This is a genomic window from Steroidobacter cummioxidans (genome assembly GCF_003104955.1).
In genome coordinates this window covers 127,039-153,331 of record NZ_LSRW01000022.1, presented here as the reverse complement: position 1 = coordinate 153,331, position 26,293 = coordinate 127,039, and the positions used below count along the sequence as shown (strand labels likewise).

General features: G+C 61.6%; 21 protein-coding genes and 1 pseudogene. 11 read left to right on the top strand and 11 right to left on the bottom strand.

Annotation, left to right across the window (positions count from 1 at the left end):
• Window positions 1-3: 3 nt before the first annotated feature.
• From D0550_RS14200 to D0550_RS14190, 3 genes are all read right to left on the bottom strand, one after another.
• On the bottom strand, window positions 4-354 hold the full coding sequence (locus tag D0550_RS14200; protein WP_161965822.1) for a copper resistance CopC family protein: 351 nt from the start codon (window positions 352-354) through the stop codon (window positions 4-6).
• Window positions 355-439: 85 nt separating this feature from the next.
• Window positions 440-2,359 carry a TonB-dependent receptor domain-containing protein gene (locus D0550_RS14195; RefSeq protein WP_116809846.1) on the bottom strand — a complete coding sequence of 640 codons (1,920 nt, stop codon included), beginning with the start codon at window positions 2,357-2,359 and terminating at the stop codon, window positions 440-442.
• A gap of 160 nt (window positions 2,360-2,519) precedes the next feature.
• Window positions 2,520-2,837, bottom strand: coding sequence for a hypothetical protein (locus D0550_RS14190; protein WP_116809845.1), 318 nt, complete (start codon window positions 2,835-2,837; stop codon window positions 2,520-2,522).
• Window positions 2,838-3,462: 625 nt separating this feature from the next.
• Here D0550_RS14190 and D0550_RS14185 point away from each other — a divergent pair.
• Genes D0550_RS14185 through D0550_RS14170 form a run of 4 tightly spaced genes read left to right on the top strand, consistent with a single transcriptional unit; the run spans window position 3,463 to window position 9,236 of the window.
• Entirely contained in the window at window positions 3,463-5,625 is a 2,163-nt protein-coding gene (locus tag D0550_RS14185) for a TonB-dependent receptor (RefSeq protein WP_116809844.1), read from the top strand.
• A gap of 7 nt (window positions 5,626-5,632) precedes the next feature.
• Window positions 5,633-6,340, top strand: a complete 708-nt coding sequence (locus D0550_RS14180) for an ABC transporter ATP-binding protein (RefSeq protein ID WP_116809931.1) — start codon at window positions 5,633-5,635, stop codon at window positions 6,338-6,340.
• Window positions 6,337-7,734: an ABC transporter permease subunit gene (locus D0550_RS14175; RefSeq protein WP_116809843.1), complete on the top strand. Its 1,398-nt coding sequence runs from the start codon at window positions 6,337-6,339 to the stop codon at window positions 7,732-7,734. The genes D0550_RS14180 and D0550_RS14175 overlap by 4 nt, the downstream gene beginning before the upstream one ends.
• Window positions 7,731-9,236 carry a DUF3526 domain-containing protein gene (locus D0550_RS14170; RefSeq protein ID WP_116809842.1) on the top strand — a complete coding sequence of 502 codons (1,506 nt, stop codon included), beginning with the start codon at window positions 7,731-7,733 and terminating at the stop codon, window positions 9,234-9,236. Before D0550_RS14175 ends, D0550_RS14170 begins: the two co-directional genes overlap by 4 nt.
• A 114-nt stretch (window positions 9,237-9,350) precedes the next feature.
• On the opposite strand, the gene D0550_RS14165 is transcribed toward D0550_RS14170, so the two are convergent.
• The 3 genes and pseudogenes from D0550_RS14165 to D0550_RS35470 form a co-directional block, all read right to left on the bottom strand.
• Window positions 9,351-10,619, bottom strand: coding sequence for an aminotransferase class V-fold PLP-dependent enzyme (locus tag D0550_RS14165; RefSeq protein ID WP_116809841.1), 1,269 nt, complete (start codon window positions 10,617-10,619; stop codon window positions 9,351-9,353).
• Complete coding sequence (locus tag D0550_RS35475; protein WP_206606280.1) at window positions 10,619-11,236, bottom strand: TonB-dependent receptor domain-containing protein; 618 nt, start codon at window positions 11,234-11,236, stop codon at window positions 10,619-10,621. The genes D0550_RS14165 and D0550_RS35475 overlap by 1 nt, the downstream gene beginning before the upstream one ends.
• Before the next feature lie 44 nt (window positions 11,237-11,280).
• Window positions 11,281-12,048: pseudogene (locus tag D0550_RS35470) on the bottom strand (TonB-dependent receptor plug domain-containing protein); the annotation flags it as partial.
• Between the two features lie 286 nt (window positions 12,049-12,334).
• Between D0550_RS35470 and D0550_RS14155 the strand changes: the two are divergent.
• Window positions 12,335-13,471 (top strand): glycosyltransferase family 4 protein, encoded by a 1,137-nt coding sequence (locus tag D0550_RS14155; RefSeq protein WP_116809840.1) that lies wholly within the window; start codon window positions 12,335-12,337, stop codon window positions 13,469-13,471.
• Here the strand turns inward: D0550_RS14155 and D0550_RS14150 are convergent.
• The 3 genes from D0550_RS14150 to D0550_RS14140 all read right to left on the bottom strand — a co-directional run bounded on the left by D0550_RS14150 (window position 13,438) and on the right by D0550_RS14140 (window position 15,553).
• Window positions 13,438-14,313, bottom strand: coding sequence for an FkbM family methyltransferase (locus D0550_RS14150; protein ID WP_116809839.1), 876 nt, complete (start codon window positions 14,311-14,313; stop codon window positions 13,438-13,440). The two genes, D0550_RS14155 and D0550_RS14150, sit on opposite strands and share 34 nt — an antisense overlap.
• 131 nt (window positions 14,314-14,444) lie before the next feature.
• Window positions 14,445-15,167, bottom strand: a complete 723-nt coding sequence (arsH, locus tag D0550_RS14145) for an arsenical resistance protein ArsH (protein WP_116809930.1) — start codon at window positions 15,165-15,167, stop codon at window positions 14,445-14,447.
• A gap of 29 nt (window positions 15,168-15,196) precedes the next feature.
• Window positions 15,197-15,553, bottom strand: a complete 357-nt coding sequence (locus D0550_RS14140; protein WP_116809838.1) for an ArsR/SmtB family transcription factor — start codon at window positions 15,551-15,553, stop codon at window positions 15,197-15,199.
• Window positions 15,554-15,668: 115 nt separating this feature from the next.
• On the opposite strand from D0550_RS14140, the gene D0550_RS14135 reads away from it, so the two are divergent.
• The gene (locus D0550_RS14135) at window positions 15,669-18,170 is read left to right on the top strand and encodes a glycogen/starch/alpha-glucan phosphorylase (RefSeq protein WP_116809837.1); all 2,502 of its coding nucleotides are present in this window, start codon (window positions 15,669-15,671) and stop codon (window positions 18,168-18,170) included.
• An 11-nt stretch (window positions 18,171-18,181) separates the two neighbouring features.
• A complete protein-coding gene (pgm, locus tag D0550_RS14130; RefSeq protein ID WP_116809836.1) occupies window positions 18,182-19,828 on the top strand; it encodes a phosphoglucomutase (alpha-D-glucose-1,6-bisphosphate-dependent) in 1,647 nt (548 codons plus the stop codon).
• An 11-nt stretch (window positions 19,829-19,839) separates the two neighbouring features.
• Here the strand turns inward: pgm and D0550_RS14125 are convergent, their stop codons facing one another.
• Entirely contained in the window at window positions 19,840-21,024 is a 1,185-nt protein-coding gene (locus D0550_RS14125) for a benzoate/H(+) symporter BenE family transporter (protein WP_116809835.1), read from the bottom strand.
• Window positions 21,025-21,198: 174 nt separating this feature from the next.
• Between D0550_RS14125 and D0550_RS14120 the strand changes: the two genes are divergently transcribed.
• Window positions 21,199-21,990: an FkbM family methyltransferase gene (locus D0550_RS14120; protein WP_116809834.1), complete on the top strand. Its 792-nt coding sequence runs from the start codon at window positions 21,199-21,201 to the stop codon at window positions 21,988-21,990.
• Window positions 21,991-21,997: 7 nt separating this feature from the next.
• On the opposite strand, the gene D0550_RS14115 is transcribed toward D0550_RS14120, so the two are convergent.
• A complete protein-coding gene (locus D0550_RS14115) occupies window positions 21,998-22,498 on the bottom strand; it encodes an aminoacyl-tRNA deacylase (RefSeq protein ID WP_116809833.1) in 501 nt (166 codons plus the stop codon).
• 219 nt (window positions 22,499-22,717) lie between these two features.
• On the opposite strand from D0550_RS14115, the gene D0550_RS14110 reads away from it, so the two are divergent.
• From D0550_RS14110 to D0550_RS14100, 3 genes are all read left to right on the top strand, one after another.
• Entirely contained in the window at window positions 22,718-23,140 is a 423-nt protein-coding gene (locus D0550_RS14110) for an EamA family transporter (protein WP_116809832.1), read from the top strand.
• 226 nt (window positions 23,141-23,366) lie between these two features.
• Entirely contained in the window at window positions 23,367-25,424 is a 2,058-nt protein-coding gene (locus tag D0550_RS14105; RefSeq protein WP_206606278.1) for a TonB-dependent receptor, read from the top strand.
• A 192-nt stretch (window positions 25,425-25,616) separates the two neighbouring features.
• Window positions 25,617-26,105, top strand: a complete 489-nt coding sequence (locus tag D0550_RS14100; protein WP_116809830.1) for a PEGA domain-containing protein — start codon at window positions 25,617-25,619, stop codon at window positions 26,103-26,105.
• The last annotated feature ends 188 nt before the right edge of the window (window positions 26,106-26,293 follow it).

Below are 26,293 nucleotides of genomic sequence, written 5' to 3'. Positions count from 1 at the left end.
GTGTCAGGCGCCGGGCTTCACAACGATGACGATCGTGCCGCTGACCGGATGACCGTCTTTCGACAACGCCCGCCAGTTGATCTCGTTGCGTCCGTTTTCCAGCTGGGGCGCGGCAATGGTGAACGATGTACTTTCACCGACGGGCGTGAACTGCAACTTGCGCTCTGACGCGCCCGCTCGCGCGACGACCACGGCAACCAGCCGTGCAGGCTCGTTAAAGTTGATGACCACCTCCGGCGGCGACGCCGGCACAGTTGAGTTGCTGGCCGGAACGGTGCTTTTCACGGTGGAATGAGCCAACGCCGCCACCGCGATGACCGTCATCGCGAGCCCCGCTAACACACGCATCGTCATCGCTGTTGCTCCTGCTCGAGTACCGCCATTCATCGTACGCCTCGTGCCAGCAGGCTGTCATCGCAGGCGACGGCCAAATCAGGACTCAGATATCGACGAACAAAGTCGCCGAGTAGCGGCGCCCGTCGCTCAAGCTGAAGCTGTTACTGGCGGTGACGTCCCAGAAAAATTCATCCGTGACATTGCCCACCCAGAGCCGCAACGTCGCGGGCTTTCCGCCGAATTGCATTCGATAACGCGCGCCGATGTCGACCAGGGTGTAATCGGGCAGCACGGCGCCCCCGTCGTTGGACGCAACTCGCTCACCATAGTTGGCGACAGCGAGATCGACCGAAAACGCGCGTAACGCCGGCGGGCGATACTCGACATTGAGTCGCAACAGCCGTTCCGTTTGGCCGACGGGCTTGCGGCCGATGCGCCCTTCCCGCACCGGCTGACCAGTAACGAGTGGCTCCATCAGCACCGCGCCGGCGACGACGCTCCAATCCGGATGTGGCATGCCATTGAGGCTCACCTCCATGCCGCGATGGCGAACGTCGCCGAGGGTCGTATAAACGTTGCTCTCGTCGGTGTTGAAGTAAGGCTTCTTGACTTCGAACAAACCGGCAACCAGTTTCAGATCCTGGGTCAACGCCAGCCGAGCACCGCCGTCCATCTGCTGCGTACGGATAGCAGGCAAGGCCGCGTTGCGATTGGCGGCCGTGTCGGGAGCGATGCCGCTCTCTTCGAGACCTCGCGTGAAGCCCGCATAGAACGCCAGACGCGACGATGCATGGGCCGCGAGCGTGGCACTTACGAGCCAGGGGTCGTCTTTGGTGCTCACTTCCGGCAGTCCAGGTTGCTGGATGCGTTTCTCATAGTCAGCACGCTGCAATCCCACGCTCGCCTCACCCACCCCGCGCCAGCGCAATTCATAGCCAAGACCGATCGTCGTTTGATCGACGGCGTCGCGGGTACGCTCTCGGAACGCGAAGCTGGACGGACGCTCGACCGGTAGCCGATTGCCCAACAGGCGTGATCCCAGATCGTAAGCGACTGACCCGCCGTACACGCTTCTAAGCTCTCGGGCGCGAAGAGACATGTGAAGCGTGTGTAATCGCGAACCCTCGACGAAGCTGCGCGATGCCCTGAGCTCACCGCTGGTGGAGGCGTACCGCTGCTCCGGATCGGCAAACAACCGCTCACTGGTCAAGCCGTCGAGCTGCGTCCCCATGTAGATGTCCGCGAAGCTTGTTATCTCTTCCTGGACGGAGCGAAACACGCCAGCGGCAAGCGCCCACGACTCGCCGATGCGAGCCTTCGTTAGGACACCATAGGTCGTGCTGTCCGACTCGTTCTGCGCCCACGATTGGCCGAAATAGCGACGGCGCTCGATTTCGGGCGGCGCGAAGGATCCCGCCGTGACGATCGTCGGGGCCACCTCTTCGTCGCGACCCCGAGTCAGCCCCCAGAAAGGAATGACCTCGAACGTTTCCGTGATCCGCCAGCGCGGAATAAGTGCTGCTCGCAGGTAGTAGGCATCCGCGCCGTCGTAATATTCCTCGTGCGCATAGGACAGGCCGGCGGCCAAACCAAACCGTTCCGGAATCAGCGGAATCTTCGCATCCACTTCGAGCAACGGCGCGGCATAAGCATTGAAGCCGCCCGCGATACTGATGACGTTCGCTTCGTCGACCTTGTGCAAGCGATAGTCGACGATCCCTGTAGGCGCTGGGAATGGATATCCCTGCGCCGCGATGCCTACGTGAATGGTCGATCCCTCGACCAGGCGATTCGGTAACCAGGCCTGACGATCGAAGTACAAGCCTTCCAGGCGTACGTTGCCAGCCGTCACCGGGGAGAAACCTCGTACGCGCGAGGTGGAATACAAACCGATGCTTTCATTGCCCAACGTGGCGCCGAATGCATCTTCCGCCGCGGTGACGGCGTTATCGTCCGCCCGCTGTGCCAGAACGAATTGCGGCAGCAACACCGTTGCCGCAATGAGAAATACGGGACTCTTCATAGCTCCTCCCGCCCGCGCACTTCATCGCACGCAGACGCAACCGGCACGCATCCGCCTTAGCGGACACGCGCACCATGGGACTCATGTTTGAAGCGCCAACGTCACGAAATCGCGAACGAACTCGTGGCCGTCGCGACTTGGATCGTCAGCAAAGGGAACTTCAGGCGGCGGGAGGACCGCGAGAGAAATAAAACGCCGGAGTGGTTCGATCGTCGACCGTCGTATCACTGCAAGCGACCACGCCAGCAGGCACGACGATGATGGGCGGAACGCGAAACTCTGGGGCCGGCGCAGCGCCGGCCGAGAGCGTGAAGCAATAGGCGCAGTGGGTCGAATCGGCGTTGCCGGCGTCCTGATCCTTGACGTGCAGGTGCATGGCCGCCGTGACCAGCCAGGCACACAACACCAGCCCGAGCGCGATGACGTTATAACGTCGCGCCAGAGAGGAAGTGCGGATGAGAGTGACCGATCGCGTCATCGCACCAAAGTGTCGCGCCGCGTTCCTCGAGTCGTCAAGTTCATTCGTCTCAACGATCGCTGCTGGACCGTCAGGGAATGTTTCTGAACGCCGAGGGTCTTCCGTGACACGAACATTGTGTTATTGTCCGCGCCGACCTGGTCGCGCCTCGAACTACCGTGGGACAATCGTCCTCCTCATCACTGCCGCCTCATCGCCTGCAACGACGCCTCGCCGTCGTGCTGTCGATGATGCTTTGCGTCTGGATGTTTGCGTCCGCGACGCACTTCCATGTGCCGGCAGAAGATCTGGGCGGCCAACACACCCACAAAGAGCTATGCGCGTTTTGCGTCTCACTGCCCAGTGCCGGCGCGGCGCCCGCTGTCGTCGCATATGTAGCCACCTCTGATCGCCAGCACGTTGCGGCACCCGCCGAAATCCTGCCGGCTGCCCCTTCCCAAGCTGCTGCTTCGTATCGAAGCAGAGCACCTCCCGCCGTCTGAACGTTGCTCATTCCGCGAGCCCTTGCGCAGGCCGGCCCTACGCCGCCTGAGCTGGCCGCTATTCCATCAGCCATTGCGTTTGCACGACCTTGGTCCGTGCGAGCGTGCGCTGCTGGTCGGCAATTGTTTGCAGACGGTGATCCATGCGTATTTCATCAAAGTCGATCCGTTCGGCGGGCGTGAGCCTGCCGGTTATTTCTTTCGTCCTCCTGACTTCAACCAGCCACGCGCAACAGTCCGACGGCACGCTCGAACAGGTGATCGTGACCGGCGTGGCCGATCGTCAACTGCTGCTGGATGCACGCACTGACACGGGCAGCCGAATCGGGCTGACCGCGCGCGAGACCCCGGCAATCGTCGACATTCTGTCCGAACGACAGATCGCCGAACTGGGGGCCCGCACCAACATCGAAGCACTGAATCGCGCCCCGGGAGTCACTTCCTCGCTGCCGGCGACCAGTCCTGGCGCCCCGACGATGCGAGGATTCAGCGGCGCGGCGGTGGGCCTGCTGTACGACGGCATGCGAGTGGCTTCGCCGCTCATCTATTCGCGCGCCAGCGACGCTTTCATGTTCGAACGTATCGAAATTCTCAAAGGGCCAGCCTCGGTGCTCTACGGAGAGGGCGCGCTGGCCGGCGCCATCAACCTGGTACCGAAGCAAGCCATGCTCGGCACGGATCAAATCGAGGCCATCGCCAGCTATGGCAGCTACGACACGGTGCGCCTGGCCGGCGACGTCAATCTGCCGCTCGGTGAGCGCGCGGCCATTCGTGGTATCGCTGCACGCGGCCAATCGGCCGGTTGGGTGCACGACAGCGATTCCAGGCTCCTTGCGACCAGTCTCAGCGCAACGCTCAAGCCGACGGATTCTTTGCTGCTGGAGTTCGCCGCCGACTACAGCGAGGACGATTACGACACGGCCGACTTAGGCACGCCGCTAGTGCCACGTGCAATCGCTCGTAGTCCCTCGTCTGCAGCAACTGCACCGGGAGATCTGGTGATCGATCGCGCCCTGCGCAGAACGAATTTCAACGTCACCGACGCCGTCCTGGATTCCGACACGCTCTGGCTGCGCTCGCGCGTGCGCTGGCAAATCAACGATGCGCTCGCATTCAGCAACGAATTCGGCAACTACCGCTCCGACCGGAGCTTCATCAACGCCGAGATCTTCAACTTCAACCCTTCGAGCGGGCTGCTGGATCGGTCCACGGGCATCGTCACCCACGACATCGAATACTCGATCGAACGCCCCACGCTATCGGGCGATATCACGATCGGCGGACTGCGCAACCGCTTTGCCATCGGCGCGGAGGCGAGCCGGTTGTCGTTCGCCACGCGACGCTACTTCGCAACGACCACATCCGTCGATCTGTTCGAGCCGGAGCGCGGCACCTTCCCGGGCGGCACGGATTCTCTTGAGCCCATCAATCAAAAATCGGAAGTGGACGTGACGGCGGTATTCTTCGAGAACGCCATCGATCTCACGTCGCGCTGGAGGGTGGCCGGCGGCGCGCGTCACGACTGGATCGATCTGGACCGACTCATCGTCAACTCACCGAAGTTCGAGCGTGAGTACAGCGCCCTCTCCTATCGACTCGGCACCGTCTATGACCTCGCGCCGAAGACGCAACTATTCGCGCAATACAGTAAGGCAGTCGCACCGGTCGGCAACATCCTGTCCCTGTCGTCCGCCAATTCGCGCTTCGACCTCACCAAAGGCGAGTCCGTGGAGCTCGGCATTAAGAGCAGCCTCTGGGACGATCGCATCGATGCAACGCTTGCAGGCTATCGCCTGGTCCAAGACGACATCATCACGCGCGATCCGGCGAATCCCGCACTGAGCATTCAGGGCGGCAGACAGTCCTCGCGCGGCGTCGAGCTGTCGCTGTCCGCGTCTGTCACATCACAGCTGCGGATCGATGCGAACTACACGAAACTCGATGCGAAGTTCGATGAGCTCATCGAAGCCGGCGGCATCAGTCGCCAAGGCAAGACGCCGCCGCGCATTCCCGAGACGATTGCGAATCTGTTTGCGTTCTACAGCTTCGATTCCCTACCCGTCACGCTGAGCGCGGGACTGCGGCACGCCGGCAGCTTCTACACCGACAACGCCAATACCATCCGCGCCCGCGGCTACACGACCATCGATGCGGCGGTCGGCTACAAGGTGAGCTTCGGCGAGATCTCGGTGCGTGGGCGCAATCTGAACGATGAGTTCTACGTGGACTATTCGGACGTATCGCCCAGTCAATTCCAGGTCGGCGCACCGCGCACCGTGGAAATCGCCCTGCTCGCCAGCTTCTGAGGTGACCATGTCGACACTCGAGCTCGATTCCGTATCGATTGCCTTCGGCGCCGTGCACGCGGTCGAAGATCTTTCCCTGCACCTGCAGCCCGGCGAGGTTTATGCGCTGCTCGGCCCCAACGGCGCCGGTAAGACGACGACCTTGAATATGATTCTCGGATTCCTGCGACCCGACCGTGGCTCGATCACGGTCGCGGGCGCCGATGCTGCCGCCGACCCGCTCGGTGCGCGCGCACGCATCGGCTATCTGCCAGAGACTGTGATGTTGCATCCTTCGCTCAGCGCGATCGAGAACCTTACTTACTTTGCGTTGCTCGCAGGAAGAAAGATCGACGCAGCGACCGCGCGCCAGCTGCTCAGTGAGGCGGGCCTGCAGCCCGAAGCGCATGAGCGTCTGGCGGGTAACTTCTCCAAGGGCATGCGACAAAAGGTCGGGGTCGCGATCGCACTGGCGAAACAGGCTCATTTGCTGCTGCTCGATGAGCCGACCTCGGGGCTCGATGCGAGCGCCGCGAACGATCTTTCCAACGTCATTCGGGCCGCATCCGAGCGTGGCATTGCGGTGCTAATGGCGACGCACGACTTGTTTCGCGTCAAGGACGTGGCGCATCGACTCGGCATTCTCCGCGCCGGGCGAATGGTCGATGAGCGCGACGCCGCGACGCTGGATCCTGTGGCGCTGGAGCAGCTCTATCTGCAGAGGCTGGCATCATGATTCTCTCGTTGCTTCGATTGGAAACCGCCATGTTGCGGCGGGATCGTCGCGCCTGGTGGTCGTTGTTGGCCCTCGCGATCGTCGTGGTCCTTTCCTGCATCTCGATCGCCGTGGACAGCGCACGCGTGGATGCCACCAAACAAAAGGTGGCGGCCGCCGAGCGACAACGCTGGCTGGGACAGGGTGAGAAAGACCCTCACAGCGCCGCTCATTACAGCATTTTCGCCTTCAAACCCGCGCCAGCGCTGAGCGCGCTGGACCCGGGCGGCAATCCATTCCTCGGCCAGACAGTATGGCTCGAAGCCCACCATCAGAATGACATGCTGTACCGACCGCAACAGAACGCCTCGCCCCTGCAGCGGATCGGCTTTGCCAGCCCGGTCGCGTTGATTGCCGGGGTGGCACCGCTGATCGTGTTTCTGCTCGCCTTCACGCTCGTTGCACAAGAGCGCGAGCGAGGCACGACACGATTGGCGTTGGGCGCGGCCATTCACCCAAGCACCATCGTCATCAGCAAGACGTTAGCAGTGTGGGTGAGTACCACCGCCCTGCTGATCGTTCCTGTCGCGGCAATCACGCTCGGCGGGCTCGCCCTGTTCGGCAACCTGAGCTCAGACACATTGGCGAGGATCCTTGCATGGTGCGCGACTGTGGCCGCGTACATCGCGCTGCTCGCCGCGATCGGTGTGACGATCTCGTTACGAGCCCGTAACGCCAGATTGGCCATGACCATTTTGTTTGGATTGTGGATCGCATTCTCGCTCGCACTGCCCCGAGCCGCGAGCACCCTGGTCGACACGGCCAGCCCGCTGCCCTCCAGCCAGTCGATTCACCAGCAGATGGCAAGCGAAGCGCCGGCCTTCTGGTCCGACGAGCAGGCGCAACGGAACAAGCAGGCATTGCTGGCCCGCTACGGCGTGAGCCGGCTCGAAGATATTCCCAATCCGCGCATGGCCGAGCTCGACTTCATGGAGCGACACAGCCATGCAGCGTTCGATCGAGTCCTGAAGCCCTTCTACGATCGGGTCGAGCGCCAGGATCGCTGGTTCGCGCTGCTCGGTTTTTTGTCTCCCACCATTGCGATCCAGGCGGGTTCGCCGGCGCTCGCGGGCACTGACTTCAGTCATCACCGTCACTTCATCGACACTGCCGAGCGCTACCGGCGCGACCTCGTCAACCGAATGAATGCCGACGGCATGGCGCATTCAGCCCATGGCACCGAGCGTCACGTGAATGACGAACGGCTGTGGTCGCAGATTCCCGAGTTCGCCTATGCCGCGCCCCGAATTGGCACGGCCTCGATGCCCGCGTGGCCTGCCTTCGTCGCACTGCTCGCCTGGCTCGCCATTGCCGGGTCGTCGCTCACCGTTACCGCCCGAGGGCTGCACCCATGAATCACGCCGTGAGTGGTCCGAAGTTTCGTGATTTGTTTTTTTGGGAGTGGCTGCGCGTCGGCCGTTCGCCGTTGCTGTGGTCGGTCGTGGTCATACTGCTGGCGAGCTTCACCTGGGGCGCCGCGACGACGGCTGCCAAGCATGCTCAGCAGAGCTCCGCCTTGGATCGCGCACGCAATGATGACCAAGCGCTGATCGCGAACACACTCGAGCGGGCGCTCGCCTATCGAGACAAAGTGTCCGAAGACGCGGGCCAGGTGGCGTACTGGCAGGATCCGACCAACGTCGCCGGCTACAGCGAATATTTCGTGCGGCGGCACGCACTCAAGCCGCACCTGCCGTTGTCGCCGCTCGCCTCGGGCGTGAGCGACCTCGCACCGAGCCGTTTGGAAATCAAGCTCAACACGCCGTTCGGATTCATCGACACTTATGACTTCGAGAATCCGCGCGGCCTGGCGCTGGGACGTTTCGATCTCGCATTCGCGATCGTGGTGCTGCTACCTATCGGCTTGCTTCTGTTGTGCGCGCTGTTGATCACATTCGAGCGTGATCGAGGCATGTTACGCCTCGTGGCCGCGCAAGCGACTGGACCACGCCGCTGGCTCGGCGCACGGATGACGGCCATCCTGGCCTGGTTCATTCCGGCCGTGCTGCTCGCTCAGGTCGTCGCTCTCGCCATCGCCGGCGTGTCACTGGGAGAAGTCGCACCGGCGCTGGCCATCAGTTTGTTACTTACCCTGCTCTACGTGCTGTTCTGGTCCGGCGTCGCGCTGTTCGTGCTGGCCCGCCAGCCCGGCGCAGGCGCGGCGCTGGGCATGCTGGCCGCGATCTGGGCGTTGCTCATCATCGGCTTACCAATGGCGGGTTCGGCGCTACTCGCAACGTTCGATCCGCCACCGTCGGCGGTCGAGTATGTCGATCACCAGCGTCAGGTCCGCGATGCCATCGACGGCGAGCGCGATACCTTACTCGCTCAGGCGCTGAGCTCTCGCCCCGATCTGTCGCCCTACCTGAGCAAAGTCACGAGCCTCGACCACGCGACCCGACTGACCTTTCTCGTGCCGGAAACCGAGCGCCGCCTGTCATCATTGAAATCCGCCATGGACGACCATCTCGCTCGACAGGAGCGGGTCGCGTATGCCGCGGGCTTTCTCATGCCAACGCTTGGCATGGAGACGGCATTCGCCGCGCTCGCCGGCACTGACTCGGAACGCCAACGCCGATTCGAACAAGCAGCTCGCCAATATCAGCAGCTGCTGCGTACTCACGTATACCCCCTCGTGCAGGCCGAGATTACTCAGCCGCCGGCACCGGGGGTCCGTGAAACACGCGGCCGACTCAACCTTCTGGAGCCGCTCGCGTTACCCGAGTTTGTCATGGCGGAAGCGTCCGAGAGCGCTCGGATCGCGACGATTGTTCCTTTCGCGCTGTGGCTTGCGCTCGTCGCGGCAGTGACGTTGTTCGCGGGATGGCGCCGTGCGGATGAATGGCGGGTGATCTGATTGCGGGCGGATGCCCGCGGCGCCGCCGGGCGAGCCATGTGGCAAAGTGTAGGCAGTTATTTGTACCTGTCGACGTTTTGGCACATCGAGCGCGCGGGAGCGTGACCTTTTGGTTCAAGCCCCCGCCATCTCCTTCAGCGCGTGCACCAGCTTTTGCAGATCATCCGCAGAATTGAAGATGCCTGGCGTCACGCGTACACAAGGTCCGGCTGAGACACCCACGCGGTGTACCGTAAAGATCTTGTGTCGCTCGAGCAGTTCCTTCGCGACGGCCACACTCTCCCGACCCCTCAACCGGAAAGAAGTGATGCCTCCACTGAGTCGCGGGTCATCCGGCGTGAGTATCTGGATTTGTGGATGATCGCGAAGCGGCGCCACCCACAACGAGCGCAAATGACGCAGACGTGCCGCTTTCGCCGGTGTGCCGCCGACTTGCTCATGGAAGTCGAACGCGTCCGGCACGGTTAGATACGCAGCGAAATTCGCCGTCCCCGTATGCACGCGAGCGCGAATATCCGTGGCGGGCACTTCGTCGTTAGCCATGAAGGGATCGATGTCGGCGATGCGGTCGCGACGGATGTACATCGCGCCGACCCCAAGCGGCACGCCCATCCACTTATGCAGATTGACGCCCATGAACTGGATGCCCAGGTCGGCAGGCCGAAACTCGAGTTGGCCCCACGCATGGGCGGAGTCGACGATCGCATCTGCCGAATGCGTGCGCGCCAGCTCTATAATTTCCTTCACCGGCAGCACGAGCCCGGTGCGATGGCTGAGGTGCGTAAGCAGAGCGAGCTTGATGCGTGGATGCTTGCGAAACGCCTGTTCGTAAGCGTCGATCAAGCCCTGATAGCTCGCAGGCTCGGGCAACGCGATGCGGATGACTTCCACGCCGCGCCGGTCTCGCAGCCAGTTCATCGCAGCCTGCATGCTGTCGTAATCGAGATCCGCATACAGCACCGCGTCTCCCGGCCGTAGGCGGTTGTAGCCGCCGATCAGTGCCTGCAACGCTTCCGTCGCGTTACGTGTGAGAGCGATCTCCTCCGCGCCAACGCCTAGCGCGTTAGCAACGCGCTCCCGGACTTGCTGAAAGTCCGGTCCATACTCGCGTCGCGTGTAGTAGGAGCTTTGTTGGTTCACCATGCGTTGGTGACGCTCGTAGGCGGCGAGCACGGGTCGTGACATCACGCCCCAATTGCCGTTCTCGAGCTGAATGACGCCGCTAGGCAGGTCGTACTGGGCCGCGATCTTGGCCCAGTACGACTCGTCCGCGGCAAGGGTCGGCGCGCTCGCTATAGAAACGGGCTGGGCCGGCGCGCTTGCCATGAAACTCGCGGCGGCACTCGCGCCAAGGAAGGTCCGCCGCGAGAGTGTTTGCATCATCAGTACTTCACATTCATGCGCACGTAGTAGCGCCCACCGTCCGTACCATAAGGCGAATTGCGCGAGTAGATCAATCCTCGACTGGCCTGGAAGACCGCCTCGTCGGGGTACTCATCCAACACGTTCTCGGCACCGAGCGCCACAGACACGGTATCCGTCGGCGTCCATTCCGCCATGAGATCGAGCTGAGTGAATGAGCCAAAGCGTTGCGTCAGGTCACCCGTCGTATTGCCCGTTGAATCGGTCCAAGGACCGTAGTAACGAGCCCGCGTCGTGAGCTTCAGCGGACCGAACTCGTATCCCATCGCGGCCGTCAGGTTCCGCGAAGGGATACCTTCCTCGAACACCGTCCGCTGCGTCGGATCCGCTGTGAGCGATCCGGACGTGACTTCCGTATCGTTGTAGTTGTACGCAGCAGTCAAGCTCAACCGGCCAGGACCGACTCGCTTCGCATACGCAGCGACCAGATCGACGCCACGAGTGCGTGTGTCGAAGTCGTTCGTAAAGAAGCTCACGCCCGTGAACGACTCTGCACCCGGCACGCCCGCCGCGATCAACTGCTGACGAATCGCAGGCGTCACAGCAAACGTTCGCGACTGGCTGAAGCGCTTGCTCACATCGATGTTGTAGATGTCCAGCGAGCCGAGCGGTACCAGCGATTCTCCGGCAAGCCCCAGCGCTGCACGGGATTTGAAACGTCCAAGTCGGGGTGCGCGCTCTGAAACGCAATTGCATCCGGCCGCTGGCGAGTGCGTGAAGTTGCATCCGTATCCGCCCACTCCGCGGTCGCGACCACCGATCCACCATCGCCGACCGCGAGGCCGCCGCGGATGCCGAGCTGGCGATCCGTTCCGTCGCCCGCATAGAACTTCGAGTACTGGCTGAAGCCTTGGAGACCCTGCGAGTCATCGAGGATGATGTTGATGACGCCCGCAATCGCATCCGATCCATACTGCGCGGATGCACCGTCGCGCAGCACTTCAATGTGCTTGATCGCAAAGGATGGAATCTGCGCCAGATCCGGCGCCTGCGCACCACGCACGCTGATGAGCGACGAGCGGTGGAAGCGTTTGCCGTTGACCAGCACTAGCGTTTGATCCGGCGACAAGCCACGCAAGCGCGCGGGCCGCACGAACTGCTGACCGTTGGCACTCGGCTGCTGTTGAACGCTGAAAGACGGGACGAGCTGCGCGAGCGAGTCGCCCAGCTCGTTGGCAACTGAGCCATTGACAGCATCGCTCGATATCACATCGATCGGAGTCAGCGTGTCGAACTGCGTGCGCTTGGCATCGCGCGTGCCGGTGACGATGACCGTATCCAGCGTGGCCTCTGGCATCTCTTGTGCCGAGGCAGAGCAAGCCGCGCCCAGTACGCCAGCCGAAACAAATACGACACATGCCGCGGGACCGCGCGGTACGAAATTCAGCATTCAAAACGCTCCGTCGGGTTATCGGAGCGTGGCGTTATACAGTTGGGTTGTTACGATCAGAAGACGGAGCTTCTGGCGCCTGTCGATCCAACCAAAGGACAGTATCGGGCGCGAAACGGTTGTGCCGCCATCTCAGACTGGTGCAAGAACATCCACCCGCGGCACTGTTCTGGCGCGCATAAAACAAACATTCGCTCCACTGGTCGCAGATCGCATTGTGCACACCATCGCGCCGCTATAGACTCGCCGCGCTTGGCGGCTCATTACAAATCGATCGGCGCGAATCGTGATTCAAGTCGGCACCGTGACCAAGAACAACCTATCGGATCGGACTTCCCGGAACTCGCCGCTGCGCGTGCTGATGTTTCCGAAGCACGGCGACAACCCCTATCTACGCAGCTTGTCGGAAAGTCTCGAGCGACGCGGCGTGCGCGTCGACAACTTCACCTTTGCACGAGCACTGAAACGACGTTACGACGTCCTGCACATCCACTGGCCCGACCTGCACCTACGCGCCCGCTCTTCGTTTCGCGCGCTCCTCAAGCATATGCGCCTCGCGCTGTTGTTTGCTCTGCTGCGTTTGCTCAAAACCCGTATCGTCTGGACAGTGCACAACTTGAAGCCGCATGAGCGCCATCTGCCACTGGGGGAAATACTGTTCCCGCTGTGGTTCCCGCGCGCGTGCACGCACGCCATCGCGCTCACGAACAATGGACTGGCATCCGCGCTGGCCATGTACCCGCCGCTACACAACAAGGCCGCAGCGGTGATTCCTCATGGACACTATCGCGATGCCTACCTGAACGCGCCGCCCCGGCAGAGTTGTCGGAACCAGCTGGGCCTCGAGCATCGATTCACATTTCTGTTCTTCGGCAACATCCGCCCCTACAAGAATGTCCCCCTGTTGATCGAGGCATTCCGACAGTTGCCGCGGCAGGACGTGCAGCTCGTGATAGCCGGTCAACCAGGTCACATGATCCGCACCGACGAGCTGCAGAAATTGGTAGCCGATGACCGCCGCATCCGCCTGTCGTTGGAGTTCGTCCCCGATGACAAAGTGCCGCTATACGTCGGCGCCGCTGACGTCGTAGTGTTGCCCTTTGAAGACATCCTGAATTCCGGCAGTGTGTTTCTGGCGCTGTCGTTCAATCGCGCCGTGCTCGCCCCCAACCTGGGAGCGCTGCCGGAGATCCAAAGTCACGTCGGGGCGCGTTGGGTGACTCTCTTCAGCGGCCAGCTGACGAGCGAGCATCTGTTGCAAGCAATGGACGACGCGTGCCTCGATGAGGGTCAAACGGCCGATCTCAGCGCCTACGACTGGGACGCCATCGGCCAGCGCACCTTGGAGCTGTACCTGACCCAGTCTGGCGCTGCGGACGTTCCCCGAAGTCAGGCCCTTGCGAAGAACAAGTCGCGATGCTGATCGTCGTCACCCTCGGCGTACCCCAGAATCTCGTTCACTGAGACATTTCGGTCGAGCTCGTGACCGAACCGCCGGATCGGGTACATCGCCAGAATGGAACGCAGTCGAGCGCGATCGAAGGGCGGTCGCTCCACTCGCGAGATCTCCATGACGCCACCATGCACGCGCGCCCAGAACTCATCGGGCAACGTGGCCATGATGAGCTCATCGAACCCCTGAGTATCTGACTTCCATATCATCGGCAGCAGACGCAACCCCTCATCCAACGGTGCCAGAAGTTGCGCTTCCGTTGCCGGCAGGCAGTGGACGACGCTGGTTCGATACTCTGTATTTCGCATGGCGCTCAGATTGAGCGAATAGTTGCCGGCATTGCGCTGGTCTTCATAGAAAGTCAGCTGCCCCTCCGCCGTGCCCACGGCGGCCTGTACCAGATGACATTGCGGAAGATGACTGAGGTTGCGCTTGAGGAGCTGGAAATTTCCCGGATGGGGCTCATAACACACTGCTGCCGCGATGGCTGGCAAGCGATGCATCAACTGACGCGTGATCAGACCGATGTTTGCACCGACATCGATGAGCACACAGCGGCCATTCGGCAAATGCGCACCTAGAAAATCGAGCTCCTCGGCTTGCCATCGCCCATGATCGAGCACATACGGCGCGATCACCCCATCCATGGGCAAATCGATGATTTCTCCGCCCTTGGCGTCAAACAGCGGGCTGTCCTGCGGCACACGCATTCGAACACCGCATACTTCCAGGTGCGCGCAGCTGAGTTGCAATGCTCGGCGAGGACGGCCCGCGACCAGTCTCTCCAGCAACAGGCGTCGGAAACTTTTCATGGGCCGGGTCGTAGCAGGTGAATGTAATTGTTCTCCACCCGAGCATGCTTGCTGTCCCGCGCTAGATCAACAGCGCTAGCTTGTTTTCAAGGAATGTGGCGGGACAGCATTCCGCCTGGGCGACAATCCCATCAAATCGCCTGTTGCTGTACGCGTCGGGATAGAGCTGCTGCACTCTCCTTACGCTCGCTGTAGCGATCGACCAGATGGCTGGCTACGTCACGCGTCAACAACGTAAATTTGACGAGCTCTTCCATCACATCGACGACGCGATCGTAGTACGGCGACGGCTTCATACGCCCCTCTTCGTCGAACTCCTGATACGCCTTTGCCACCGACGACTGGTTTGGGATGGTGATCATGCGCATCCACCGCCCCAACACCCGCATCTGACTCACTGCGTTGAAGGACTGCGATCCGCCGGACACCTGCATGACGGCGAGCGTTTTGCCTTGCGTCGGACGCACCGAGCCGACGCTCAAAGGAATCCAATCGATCTGCGCCTTCATGATCCCGGTCATGGCGCCGTGACGCTCCGGCGAGCTCCACACCATACCTTCCGCCCATTGCGCCAGTTCGCGCAGTTCGCGCACTTTAGGATGGCTCTCCGGAGCGTCGTCCGGCAGTGGCATTCCGGAAGGATTGAAGAACCTCGTCTCGGCGCCCATGACTGTCAACAAGCGCCCCGCCTCCTCCGCGAGCAATCGACTGTAAGAACGAACGCGGACCGATCCGTACAGTAACAAGATGCGCGGCGCGTGAGCCGAACGGCGAGCCGCGAGTAGTTGATCGTTGCCCGGCGCCCGAAAATGGTCGACGTGAACGTTTGGTACCTGCGTAGTCAGGTGCGACATGATGTCATGGGACGGGATCGTGGCCATGGCTATGCAACCTTTTTTCGCTTGCCCGTCTTCGACGACGAAGCGGGCTTGCAGGCAGTGACACACGCACTGCCGCTGTCGGCGCAACAGTTCTCGGTCAGATACCCGACCAGATCGTTCATCGCAGCGAAATCCACGCTATAGATCAGACTGCGACTCTCACGCCGCTGCACGATCAGTCCAGCACGGTGCAGATTCTGCAGATGAAAGGTAAGCGACGAAGGCGCCAGGCCGAGGGCCTCACCGATCGCGCCAGCGGCAAGCCCTGCGGGCCCCCTCTCTACCAGAAGTCGATAAATCCCGAGGCGGTGCTCGTGCGCAAGCGCACCCAAGGCTTCGACGGCATGCTTGGTTTCCATGATCCATACGATATTACGAGGATTCTCGTAATGTCAATCGTACGCAGCCTTGACGCTTTCATCAGGCTAAGCGCACGCTGCCATGCCTTCCTAGCTCGCGTAAACGAGAGCCCCCATGGAGCCTGAGCCCCTTACAGCGCGCGCGCAGCCGCACATCGATTCGCATCTGCCTCCACGCTATGGATGCGGTGGAATCCAGCTCACCGGCAACGAGAACACCTTCTACGAACGTCATCTTCTTTTCGACAAGGCGGAGGATCCCGCCACCGCGTCCGCGCGAGACAAGTTCGATGCCTTTGCGCACTCGGTGCGGGATGTGCTCGCACATCGCTGGGCGCGCACCACGGAGACGTACGCTCGTCAGGACCCCAAGATGGTGTACTACGTGTCGATGGAGTTCTTGATCGGCCGCTCGCTCGCGAACAACGTCACGAACCTGCTGTTGGATGACCTCGCGCAGAGCGCCGCTGCTCAGAAAAACATCGACTGGCTGGCCCTGCTCGATCAGGAACCGGATCCGGGCCTCGGCAACGGCGGACTCGGGCGCCTGGCGGCCTGTTTCCTGGACTCGATGGCCACGCTGCAACTGCCGGCGATGGGTTATGGGCTGCGCTATGAGTACGGCATGTTTCAACAGTCCATTCGCGACGGCTGGCAGCACGAGCAGCCCGACAATTGGCTGCGGCGCCCCGATCCCTGGGAGATCGCTCGTCCCGAAGAGTGCCTCGAAGTTGCTTTCGGCTGCTCGTTCGTGATGCACAACGGTAATTTCGAGCTGATCCCGAATCGCCCGTCGACCTTGATCGGGGTGCCATTCGACCGACCGGTGGTCGGCTATGGCGGCCAGACGGTCAACACGCTGCGGCTATGGGGCGCCGCCGCCCCGGACGACTTCGATTTTCAGCAATTCAGCGCGGGCGAGTTCGTGGGGGCTTTGACGGAATCATTGCTGGCCGCATCGTTGACTAGAGTGTTGTATCCGGATGATTCCACCACGCGTGGCCGGGGCCTGCGCCTGGTGCAGGAGTATTTTCTGGTCGCCTGCTCGCTCGGAGACCTCACGCGACGCTTTCGGCGCGCCAACACGGACTGGTACAGGCTGCCCGACAAGGTTGCGATCCAACTCAACGACACCCACCCCTCGCTCGCGGTCGCCGAGCTCATGCGCATCCTGCTCGACGTGGAACATCTCGGTTGGGACGAAGCGTGGAACGTGACGCAGCAGACCCTCGCGTATACGAATCACACGTTGCTGCCCGAGGCGCTGGAACAATGGCCACTGGAATGGTTCCAGCTACTGTTGCCACGTCATCTCGAAATCATTTTCGAGATCAACCGACGGTTCCTCGACCAGGTGCGGGCGCGCTTCCCTGGAGACGATCAGCGAGTTGCGCGCATGAGCCTGATCGACGAGGCCGGGGGCAAGCATGTCCGCATGGCGCACCTGGCCATCCTCGGCTCCCACAGCACCAACGGAGTCGCGGAAATTCACACGAACCTACTGCGAACTCACACGGTCAGGGACTTCGCCGAAATGTTCCCCGAGCGCTTCAACAACAAGACCAACGGCGTCACGCCGCGCCGCTGGTTGCAGCTGGCCAACCCGGCACTGTCGAGCGCGATATCGAACGCTATCGGCGATGCCTGGATCACGAATTTAGAGGAGCTGCGCGCGCTTCGGGCGCTCGCCACAGACCGTGGCTTCCAAGCCGAGTTCCTCGAGGCAAAGCGCGCGGCCAAGGTGCAGTTCGCCAACTGGCTGAAGGCAAGCACCAATGTAGCGATCGATCCCGACAGCATGTTCGACTGCCAGGTCAAACGGATCCACGAATACAAACGTCAGCTCCTGAACGTGCTGCGTGTGATCGTGCTCTACAACCGACTGCGCGAGCACCCCAATCTCCAGTTGCAGCCTCGAACCTTCATATTCGGCGGCAAGGCCGCGCCGGCCTACTGGCTTGCCAAGCTGATCATCAAGTTGATCAACAACGTCGCCGGAACGATCGACGGGGATCCGGCAGTGCACGGACGGATCAAGGTCGTGTTCCTCCCGGAGTACGACGTCACACTCGCCGAACGACTGATGCCCGCCGCCGACCTGTCCAACCAGATCTCCACCGCGGGCTATGAAGCGAGCGGCACCAGCAATATGAAATTCATGATGAACGGCGCCCTCACGATAGGCACGCGCGACGGCGCCACTATCGAGATGGCACAAGAGGCCGGCGAAGAGAACTTCTTCTTGTTCGGGCTGACTGCGCAGCAGGTGGCCGACTCCCGCCCTTGGTATGACCCGCATTGGCACTACAATCATGAGCCCGAGATCCGGGCCGCACTCGACCTCATCTTCACCGATCACTTCAGTCGCTACGAGCCTGGCGTGTTCGCACCGATTCGTGACGCGCTGCTGACTCACGGAGATCACTACATGCATCTCGCCGATCTGCATTCTTATCTCGATGCGGATGCGCGCGCGGTACAACTCTACGGCGATCCGACCACATGGGCGCACAAGGCGATACTGAATGTGGCAGCATCCGGAAAGTTCTCCAGCGACCGAAGCATCGCGCAGTACGCCAGCGAGATCTGGCACGTGCGTCCCTGCCCGGCTTTCTAACGAGGTATCGCATGGCTCTGTCCCCGCTGGCCGGCAAACCGGCGCCCAAGGAACTGCTGATCGACCCCGTGCAGCTCGAGCGTGAATACTTTGCACGCCAGCCCGACACGAACGATCCGGCACAGCTGGTGAGCTTCGGCACCAGCGGGCATCGTGGCTCGCCGCTCAACGGATCATTCAACGAAGCGCACATCGTCGCGATCAGTCAGGCGATCTGCGACTACCGGCGTATGCACGACATCAGTGGGCCGCTCTTCGTGGGCCGCGACACGCATGCGGTGTCTGGGCCGGCGCAACGTACCGCCTTGGAAGTGCTTGCCGCCAACGCAGTCGAGACGATCATCCAGAGCGCAGATGGGTTCACACCGACGCCCGCGATATCGCGCGCGATTCTGGTGCACAACCGCGATCGCACCGACCGGCTGGCCGACGGCATCGTCATCACCCCGTCGCACAACCCGCCAGCGGATGGCGGCTTCAAGTACAACCCACCGAACGGTGGCCCGGCCGAATCCGACGTGACGGGTTGGATTCAGGCGCGCGCCAACACACTGCTGCACGAAGGCAACCGCGGGGTGAAGCGAGTGTCACTCGCTGAGGGACAGCGTAATTCAACGATCCGGGAACAGGATTTCGCGGCGTCGTATGTGGAGGACCTGCGACAGGTCATCGACATGGATGCGATCCGCGCCGCAGGATTGAAGATCGCAGCGGATCCTCTCGGCGGTGCAGCCGTGCACTACTGGGAGCCGATCAATCGCGTGTACGGCCTCGATATCGATGTGGTCAATCCGAGCGTGGACCCGACCTTCTCGTTCATGACCGTGGATCACGACGGCAAGATTCGTATGGATTGTTCGAGTCCTTACGCGATGGCCGGCCTGCTCGGGCTGAAGGACCGGTTCGACGTCGCTTTCGGCAACGACACGGATGCCGACCGCCATGGCATCGTCACGCCCTCGGCGGGCCTGCTGAATCCGAACCACTATCTGGCGGTCGCAATTCGCTATCTGCTTGACGCTCGCCCGGGTTGGAGCGCGAGCGCGGCGGTGGGCAAGACGCTCGTTTCGAGCAGCCTGATCGATCGTGTGGTTGCGGCAGCGAAGCGCCGACTGCTCGAAGTGCCGGTCGGATTCAAATGGTTCGCGCCGGGCTTGCTCGACCGCTCGGTCTGCTTCGGCGGCGAAGAGAGCGCAGGCGCGAGCTTCCTGTGCCTGGATGGAACAGTGTGGACCACCGACAAAGATGGACTCATCCTCGCACTGCTCGCAGCCGAGATTACTGCGCGCACTGGCAAGGACCCTGGCGAGCACTACCGCGAACTCACAGCACAGTTCGGTGCTCCGAGTTACACGCGCATCGATGCACCCGCGACGCCGGAACAGAAAGCCCGTCTCGCCAAGCTCTCCGGCGAGGCGGTGCGAGCCTCAGCGCTCGCGGGTGATCCGATCATTGCAAAATTGACTCGCGCGCCGGGCAACGACGCGCCGATCGGTGGACTCAAGGTGGTGACTGCCAATGGCTGGTTCGCCGCCCGCCCGTCCGGTACTGAGAATCTCTACAAGCTCTATGCAGAGAGCTTCCGCGACTCGCATCACCTGCAGATGCTGATCGCCGAGGCGCAGCAGATCGTGGCCGAAGCCCTGAAGTCATCATGACCGCCTTCTGGTCAGCGCTTCCAGGCCAGCAGGGTGAGACTTCCCGCCACCAATCCCCAGAATGCCGACCCGATGCCCATGAGCGAGATGCCGGATGCGGTAACCAGGAAGGTCACCAGCGCCGCCTCGCGTCCGGATTCTTCGCGTAACGCCTGCGCCATGCTGTTGCCGATCGTGCCCAACAATGCCAACCCGGCGATCGCTACGATCAGCTCCTTCGGAAACGCCGTGAACAGCGCGGCAACGGAAGCGCCGAGCAAACCGATCAAAACATAGAACACGCCGGCAGCGACGGCGGCGACATAGCGTCGCTCGGGATCTTCATGGGCTTCGCGGCCCATGCAAATCGCGGCGGTGATCGCAGCCAGATTGAGCGCGAACGCACCGAAAGGCGCCAGGACGGTGTTGGTCACGCCGATCCAACCGATGGTGGGCGATATCGGGGCGCTATAGCCTGAGGCGCGCATCACTGCCACACCCGGGACATTCTGCGAAGCCATGGTCACGATGAACAACGGCAACGCGACTCCGACCATCGCGGCGATGGAAAAGGTCGGCGCGATGAACACCGGCGTCGCCCACTGCAGCGCCAGCCCGTCGACGTTCAGCAGCCCCGTCGCAGCCGAGAACGCGACCCCCATGAGCAACGTAAGAATCACTGCGTAGCGTGGCGCAAGTCGGCGCGCCAGCACGTAAACCGCGAACATGGTCAGCCCGAGCCCGAGCTGAGTTCTGACCACTTGAAACGCTTCCAACCCAAAGCGCAGTAGCACGCCGCCGAGCATGCCGGAGGCGAGCGACACCGGGATACGACTGATCATCCGCTCGAAGAAACCGGTGAAGCCTGCGACCGTTATCAGCACCGACGACAGTACGAATGCGCCAATGGCATCGGACAGCGGCACTCCGGCGGCGCTGCTGATGAGCATGGCTGCACCAGGTGTGGACCAGGCCGTTACCACGGGTACGCGGTAGCGCAGCGACAAGGCGATACAAGTGAAGCCCATTCCCAGCCCCAACGCCCATACCCAGGAGCTGATCTGATCCGGCGTGGCGCCAAGCGACTGTGCCGCCTGGAACACGATGGCGGCGGAGCTGGCGAATCCCACCAGCACCGTCACGAAGCCAGCAGCGATGGCCGAGACCGACAGATCGCGTAGCAAGTTGTATCGAATTGGCTCGGCTTTGGTGTGCATGTGTGTGACGGCGGGTTCCTCCCGAACAGCGCACAAAATAGCATGAGACTCATTCGAACCGCGGGAAGTCACGGTGGGGTCAGCGACCGCTGGCGTTCTGTCTAATATTTAGTAACGAGGTCAGGGCGCGACCTCGTTTGCCTCGTGCTGAACCTCTCATAGACCCATCCAGCAGTGCTCAAGCGCATCGCTCGCAGACTGATAAGCCGCTCGCAGTGGTCCTGGCTGAGCTGGTATCGCGTCCGCTTCGGAATACTGCGCGCCCTCACCGGCTATGTCGCCTTGCTGCTGCATCCGGACATTTGCTTCATCTCGGCGGCCGAGGCCGAAACCCGCCATGCACTCGCCATTCGCCCGGGCACGGCTGACCAGAGCGTATTCGACGAAGTGTTCGTGGCGCGTGAATACGACATTGACGTTGCCGCTCCGAGCGTCATCCTCGATGCCGGAGCGCACATCGGTTTGGCCAGCGTGTTCTTTGCCGAGAGATTTCACGGCGCAGCGGTGATCGCGATCGAGCCGGACGCGAACAACTTCGACGTCCTGTGCAAGAACGTCAGGGCCTATCCTCGAGTCCGGCCGATGCGCGCGGGACTGTGGAGCCGCAGCACGTGGCTGGCAATCGAGAATCCGGAAGCGGCGACCTGGAGCTATCGCGTCGTCGAGTCCGACGAGCCGACCGACATCCGAGCAGTGTCGATCGCCGACGTCATGCAACTGCATGGCGTCGATCACATCGACATTCTCAAGATGGACATCGAAGGCGCGGAGCTGGAAGTGTTGAGCCACAGCGCCGACTGGCTGAGCAGAGTCCGCAATCTATTGATCGAACTGCACGATCGCTATCGTCCAGGCTGCACGGCAGCGCTCGAATCGGCGCTGAGCGACTACGATTACGAGCGCTCCGGGCACGGCCATACGGTCATTCTGCGCAACATTCGTCCCAGGCTCAGAGCCGCCGGCTGACTCATCGTCACGCCGTTCCCCACAGGCCGATGCTCGACATCGTGGGCTCGCTGAACAAGCCGTGGCGCTCGTTGTCGAGGAGTGCCAGGTAGTCCCTGGTGCGTACGTGTACCAGGTGTCTGTGGTCGCCGAGTTCGAAGTACAGCTCCGGCTCCGACATGAGCTGCTCGTCCCAAACGCTCTCGATGCCATAAGCGGGTCCCAGCGGTGGCACTGCGCCCCGCGCACAACCATCGAACACGCTCTCCACCTCAGCACGAGTCGCCAACTCGACCGACAGCTGCAACTGTCTGCGCAACTCGTCCAGGTCGAGATTGCAATCGGCCCGCGTTACCGCCAGCAGATATTTACCGTCTGCATTCAATAGCACGCCTTTGGCAATCCGCTGCGGTGGAATATGAGCCGCCCGGGCCGACTCGAGACTGCTGCCTGTGGGTGCGTGCTCCACGAGCTCATGTGCGAGGTGATGCCGCCCCAGGAAGTCCTCTACGGTTGCTTCATAAGCCATGACAATTCTCCGGCATGAAATCACACAGGCGTCGATTCGTTCGCCTCGAACTGGATTCTCACTCTGAGGCAGTGCCGTAACGAGACAGTAATTTCCGTGGCCGAGTGCTGTCGGTCAAATCCCGCCCTGGCCCAAGATCGCTTACACCGGCTCGCGCTCATCTGGCGGTGCTATAACAATCACAACGCGCGACGGCCGCGCAGAACTCTGGGATGACAGATGAACTGGCTGCATTGGGCACTATTGTCCGCGGTATTCGCGGCACTCACGGCTATCTTTGCGAAAGTGGGCCTGGAGGGCATCGATGCAGATATCGCGACACTGATTCGCGCCATCATCATCGCGGTGCTGCTGGCAATGTTCGTTCGCTTTACCGGCCAGTGGGTCAACCCGCTCACATTCTCGGCGCGCAACTGGACCTTCCTGGTGCTGTCGGCGCTGGCCACCGGAGCTTCCTGGGTTTGCTATTTCCGAGCGCTGCAATTGGGTGAGGCGGCCAAGGTCGCGCCCATCGACAAGTTGAGCGTGATCCTGGTAGCGATCTTCGCAGTCGCATTTCTGGGCGAGCGCCCGGCGCTCAAGGATTGGGCCGGCATCTCTCTGGTCGGTGCGGGCGTGTTGTTACTTGCGATCAAGCGCTGACCACGCAGACTCAGCTCGACGACGTCGACCGCGCCTCTCACGCCCATAGATACGAACGTTCCACACGTTCCTTTTGCCAAAGATTCGACAATACTCCGGCTATCGTAACGCGAATCATTATTGTTACAATTATACAACAGCCTCTGGCCGTTCGAAAATCGAGATCCCTATGTCACTCCCAACTCGTCTACGCCACTCTTTAATCTCTGTTGCTGTCGCGTCAGTCTTGGCCAGCGCTCTTGCGCACGCCGAAGAAAGCCCCACGGTACTTCCCAAAGTACGTGCCACGGCGGACGCCGAAAGCTATAGCACCCCGTTCGCCGCTGCGACGAAGACGGACACCTTGCTACGCGACGTCCCGCAGTCCATCAGCGTGGTCACGCGGCAAACCATGAACGATCTGAACATGCAGAGCATCGGTGACGCGGTTGCCTACGTCCCTGGCATCGGCATGGCGCAAGGTGAAGGCAACCGTGAAACGCCGGTGATTCGAGGCAACAGCTCGACCGGTGATTTCTTCCTCGACGGCATGCGCGATGACGTCCAGTACTATCGCGATCTCTACAACATCGAACAGGTCGAAGTGCTCAAGGGTCCGAATGGCATGCTGTTCGGTCGCGGCGGCGTCGGAGGCTTGATCAATCGCGTCAGCAAGCAAGCCGACGGTCAACAGGTCCGAGACATCACGCTGCAAGCGGGCTCCTACGACAACAAGCGATTGGCAGTGGATGTGGGCCAGGGCCTCGGCGCTGGACTCGCCTTTCGCGTCAACGCCATGTACGAGGATTCGGAGAGCTATCGCGACGGCGTCACGCTGGAGCGATATGGCATCAACCCGACCGTGACGCTGCAGGCAAGCGACGCCACGACGCTCACCTTTGGCGTCGAGTACTTCCACGATGAGCGGGTTGCCGACCGGGGCGTTTCGTCCTATCTCGGACGCCCTTTGAATGTCGATCCTGAAACGTTCTTCGGCGACCCGGCCCGCTCACCCACCGCAACGACGGTGAAGATGGCCAATGCACTGGTCGAGCATCGCTTCAGCGACACAACCGTGCTGCGCAGCCGCTTTCGCTATGGCGACTACGACAAGTTCTATCAGAACGTGTTTCCGGGAGCCGTCAATGCGGCCGGCACCACGGTGCAGATTTCCGCATACAACAATGACACTCAGCGCCAGAACGCCTTCAATCAGACCGATCTGATTTTTACGATCGACACGGGTGCCGTACAACACAACTTCCTGACCGGCGTCGAGCTCGGCCGGCAGGAGACCACGAATTTCCGGGAAACCGGCTACTTCGGTGACGCGACCTCGACTCAGGTTCCATTGAGTAACCCGCGCACGGCGTCGCCAATCACCTGGCGTCAGTCGCCCTCGGATGCCGACAACGAAAGCACCGCGAAAATTGCAGCACTCTACGTCCAGGATGAGATCGTGCTGACCCCCAAATGGAACATCGTTGCGGGTCTGCGCTACGACAACTTCAAGGTGGACCTGACCAACAATCGCACCGGCGCAAAGTTCAGCTCGACGGACAATCTGCTCTCGCCTCGGCTGGCGCTGATCCACAAGCCTGTGGAAACTTTGTCTCTGTATGCCAGCTATGGGTTGACTTATCAGCCGCGTGCTGGCGATCAACTCGCCTCGCTGTCGGCAACCAACGAGTCGCTCGATCCAGAAGAATTCACCAATTACGAGATCGGCGCGAAGTGGGATGCGTCCCCCAGCCTCGCGCTGACCGCCGCGCTGTTCCGATTGGAGCGCGCCAATATCGCCATCCCGGATCCCGCCAATCCGGACACTCGCTCCATCCTCGTCGATGGTCAGCGTAATCAAGGCATCGAGCTGGGCGTCACGGGCAGCATTACCGATCAGTGGAGCATCATCGGTGCGTTCGCCTACCAGGACGGTGAAGTGACTCGCGACCAATCCGCAACGGTGCTGAAAGGCTCGCGCCTGGCGGCATTGCCGAAGAACACCTTCTCGTTGTGGAATCGATATGACTTTTCTTCGACATGGGGCGTGGGTCTCGGCATCATCCGCAAAGATGACTTGCTGGCAGCGACGCAGAATCTGGCGCCAAACGGAGTCAACGTGACCTTGCCGAGCTTCACCCGCGTGGATGCCGCCGCCTACTTCACGTTCAGCGACCGCATTCGTGCGCAGGTCAACATCGAGAATCTGCTGGACAAGGATTACTACCAGTTCGCCCACAACAACACCAACATCACCCCGGGTTCGCCTCGCGCATTCCGCGCCACCCTCACGACGTCGTTCTAACAGCCGTCCCGCCCTTGTAGCGCAGCGATTCTCCCTCCTGCGCTACTCGGGCGGATTACGCGTCACCCGCTCTTCCCGCCGGGTGTACGCATCTATACAGTTTACGAAGCTTCCTCAGCCGCGGCCGTCAACGGTGCTACGGTGAAGTCAGATATCCAATCACGATAGCTGACTGCCCTGGGTGACATCGCAATGACATTCCTCCGCACGCATGTCGTTCTCCTGGCGCTGACCTTCGCGGGCTGCGCGCCGGTGCAACCTTTCAGCGTGCCCGAAATCATCGGACCGCTGCAGACAGCGCCCACGGCAGCGACCGGTTCACTGATCGTGTACACCGAAACGGAGCGGCCTGGCGCCGACCCTTCAGACTATGAACCACACAGCGATTACCGACTGTCGTCCAAGGATGGCAAGCTGCTGCGTTCGGTGAACAATCGAAATGCACCTTCCGGGCGCGCACCGGCGAGCGTCGAGTTGCCGGTCGGCTACTACACGGTGACCGCAAACGCCCCCGGCTTCGGATTGATCAACATTCCCGTCGCCATCGAGGCATCGCAGACCACAGTGGTCGATCTGACCAATCAAGTGTTCCCACCGGCATCTACCAATAGCGTTCAGAGCGATGCGGACGGCTGGGTGCGCCTGCCCAACGGACAGGTCATCGGCTCGAAAGCGCAATAACTCTCGCGGCCGAACCTTCGCAATCTGTATAGAAACGGCGAGCCGGCGCGAATCAGCCACCGGTATCGTCGTCCGCTCCACGTACCCACGGAATCAATCTCAATGCATCGCTTCCGGCGTTCCGCCGCCCTCGCAATATCGCTTGCGGGCGGGTGTCTTGCAGCTTGTGACTCCACCCTCCCCGAGGT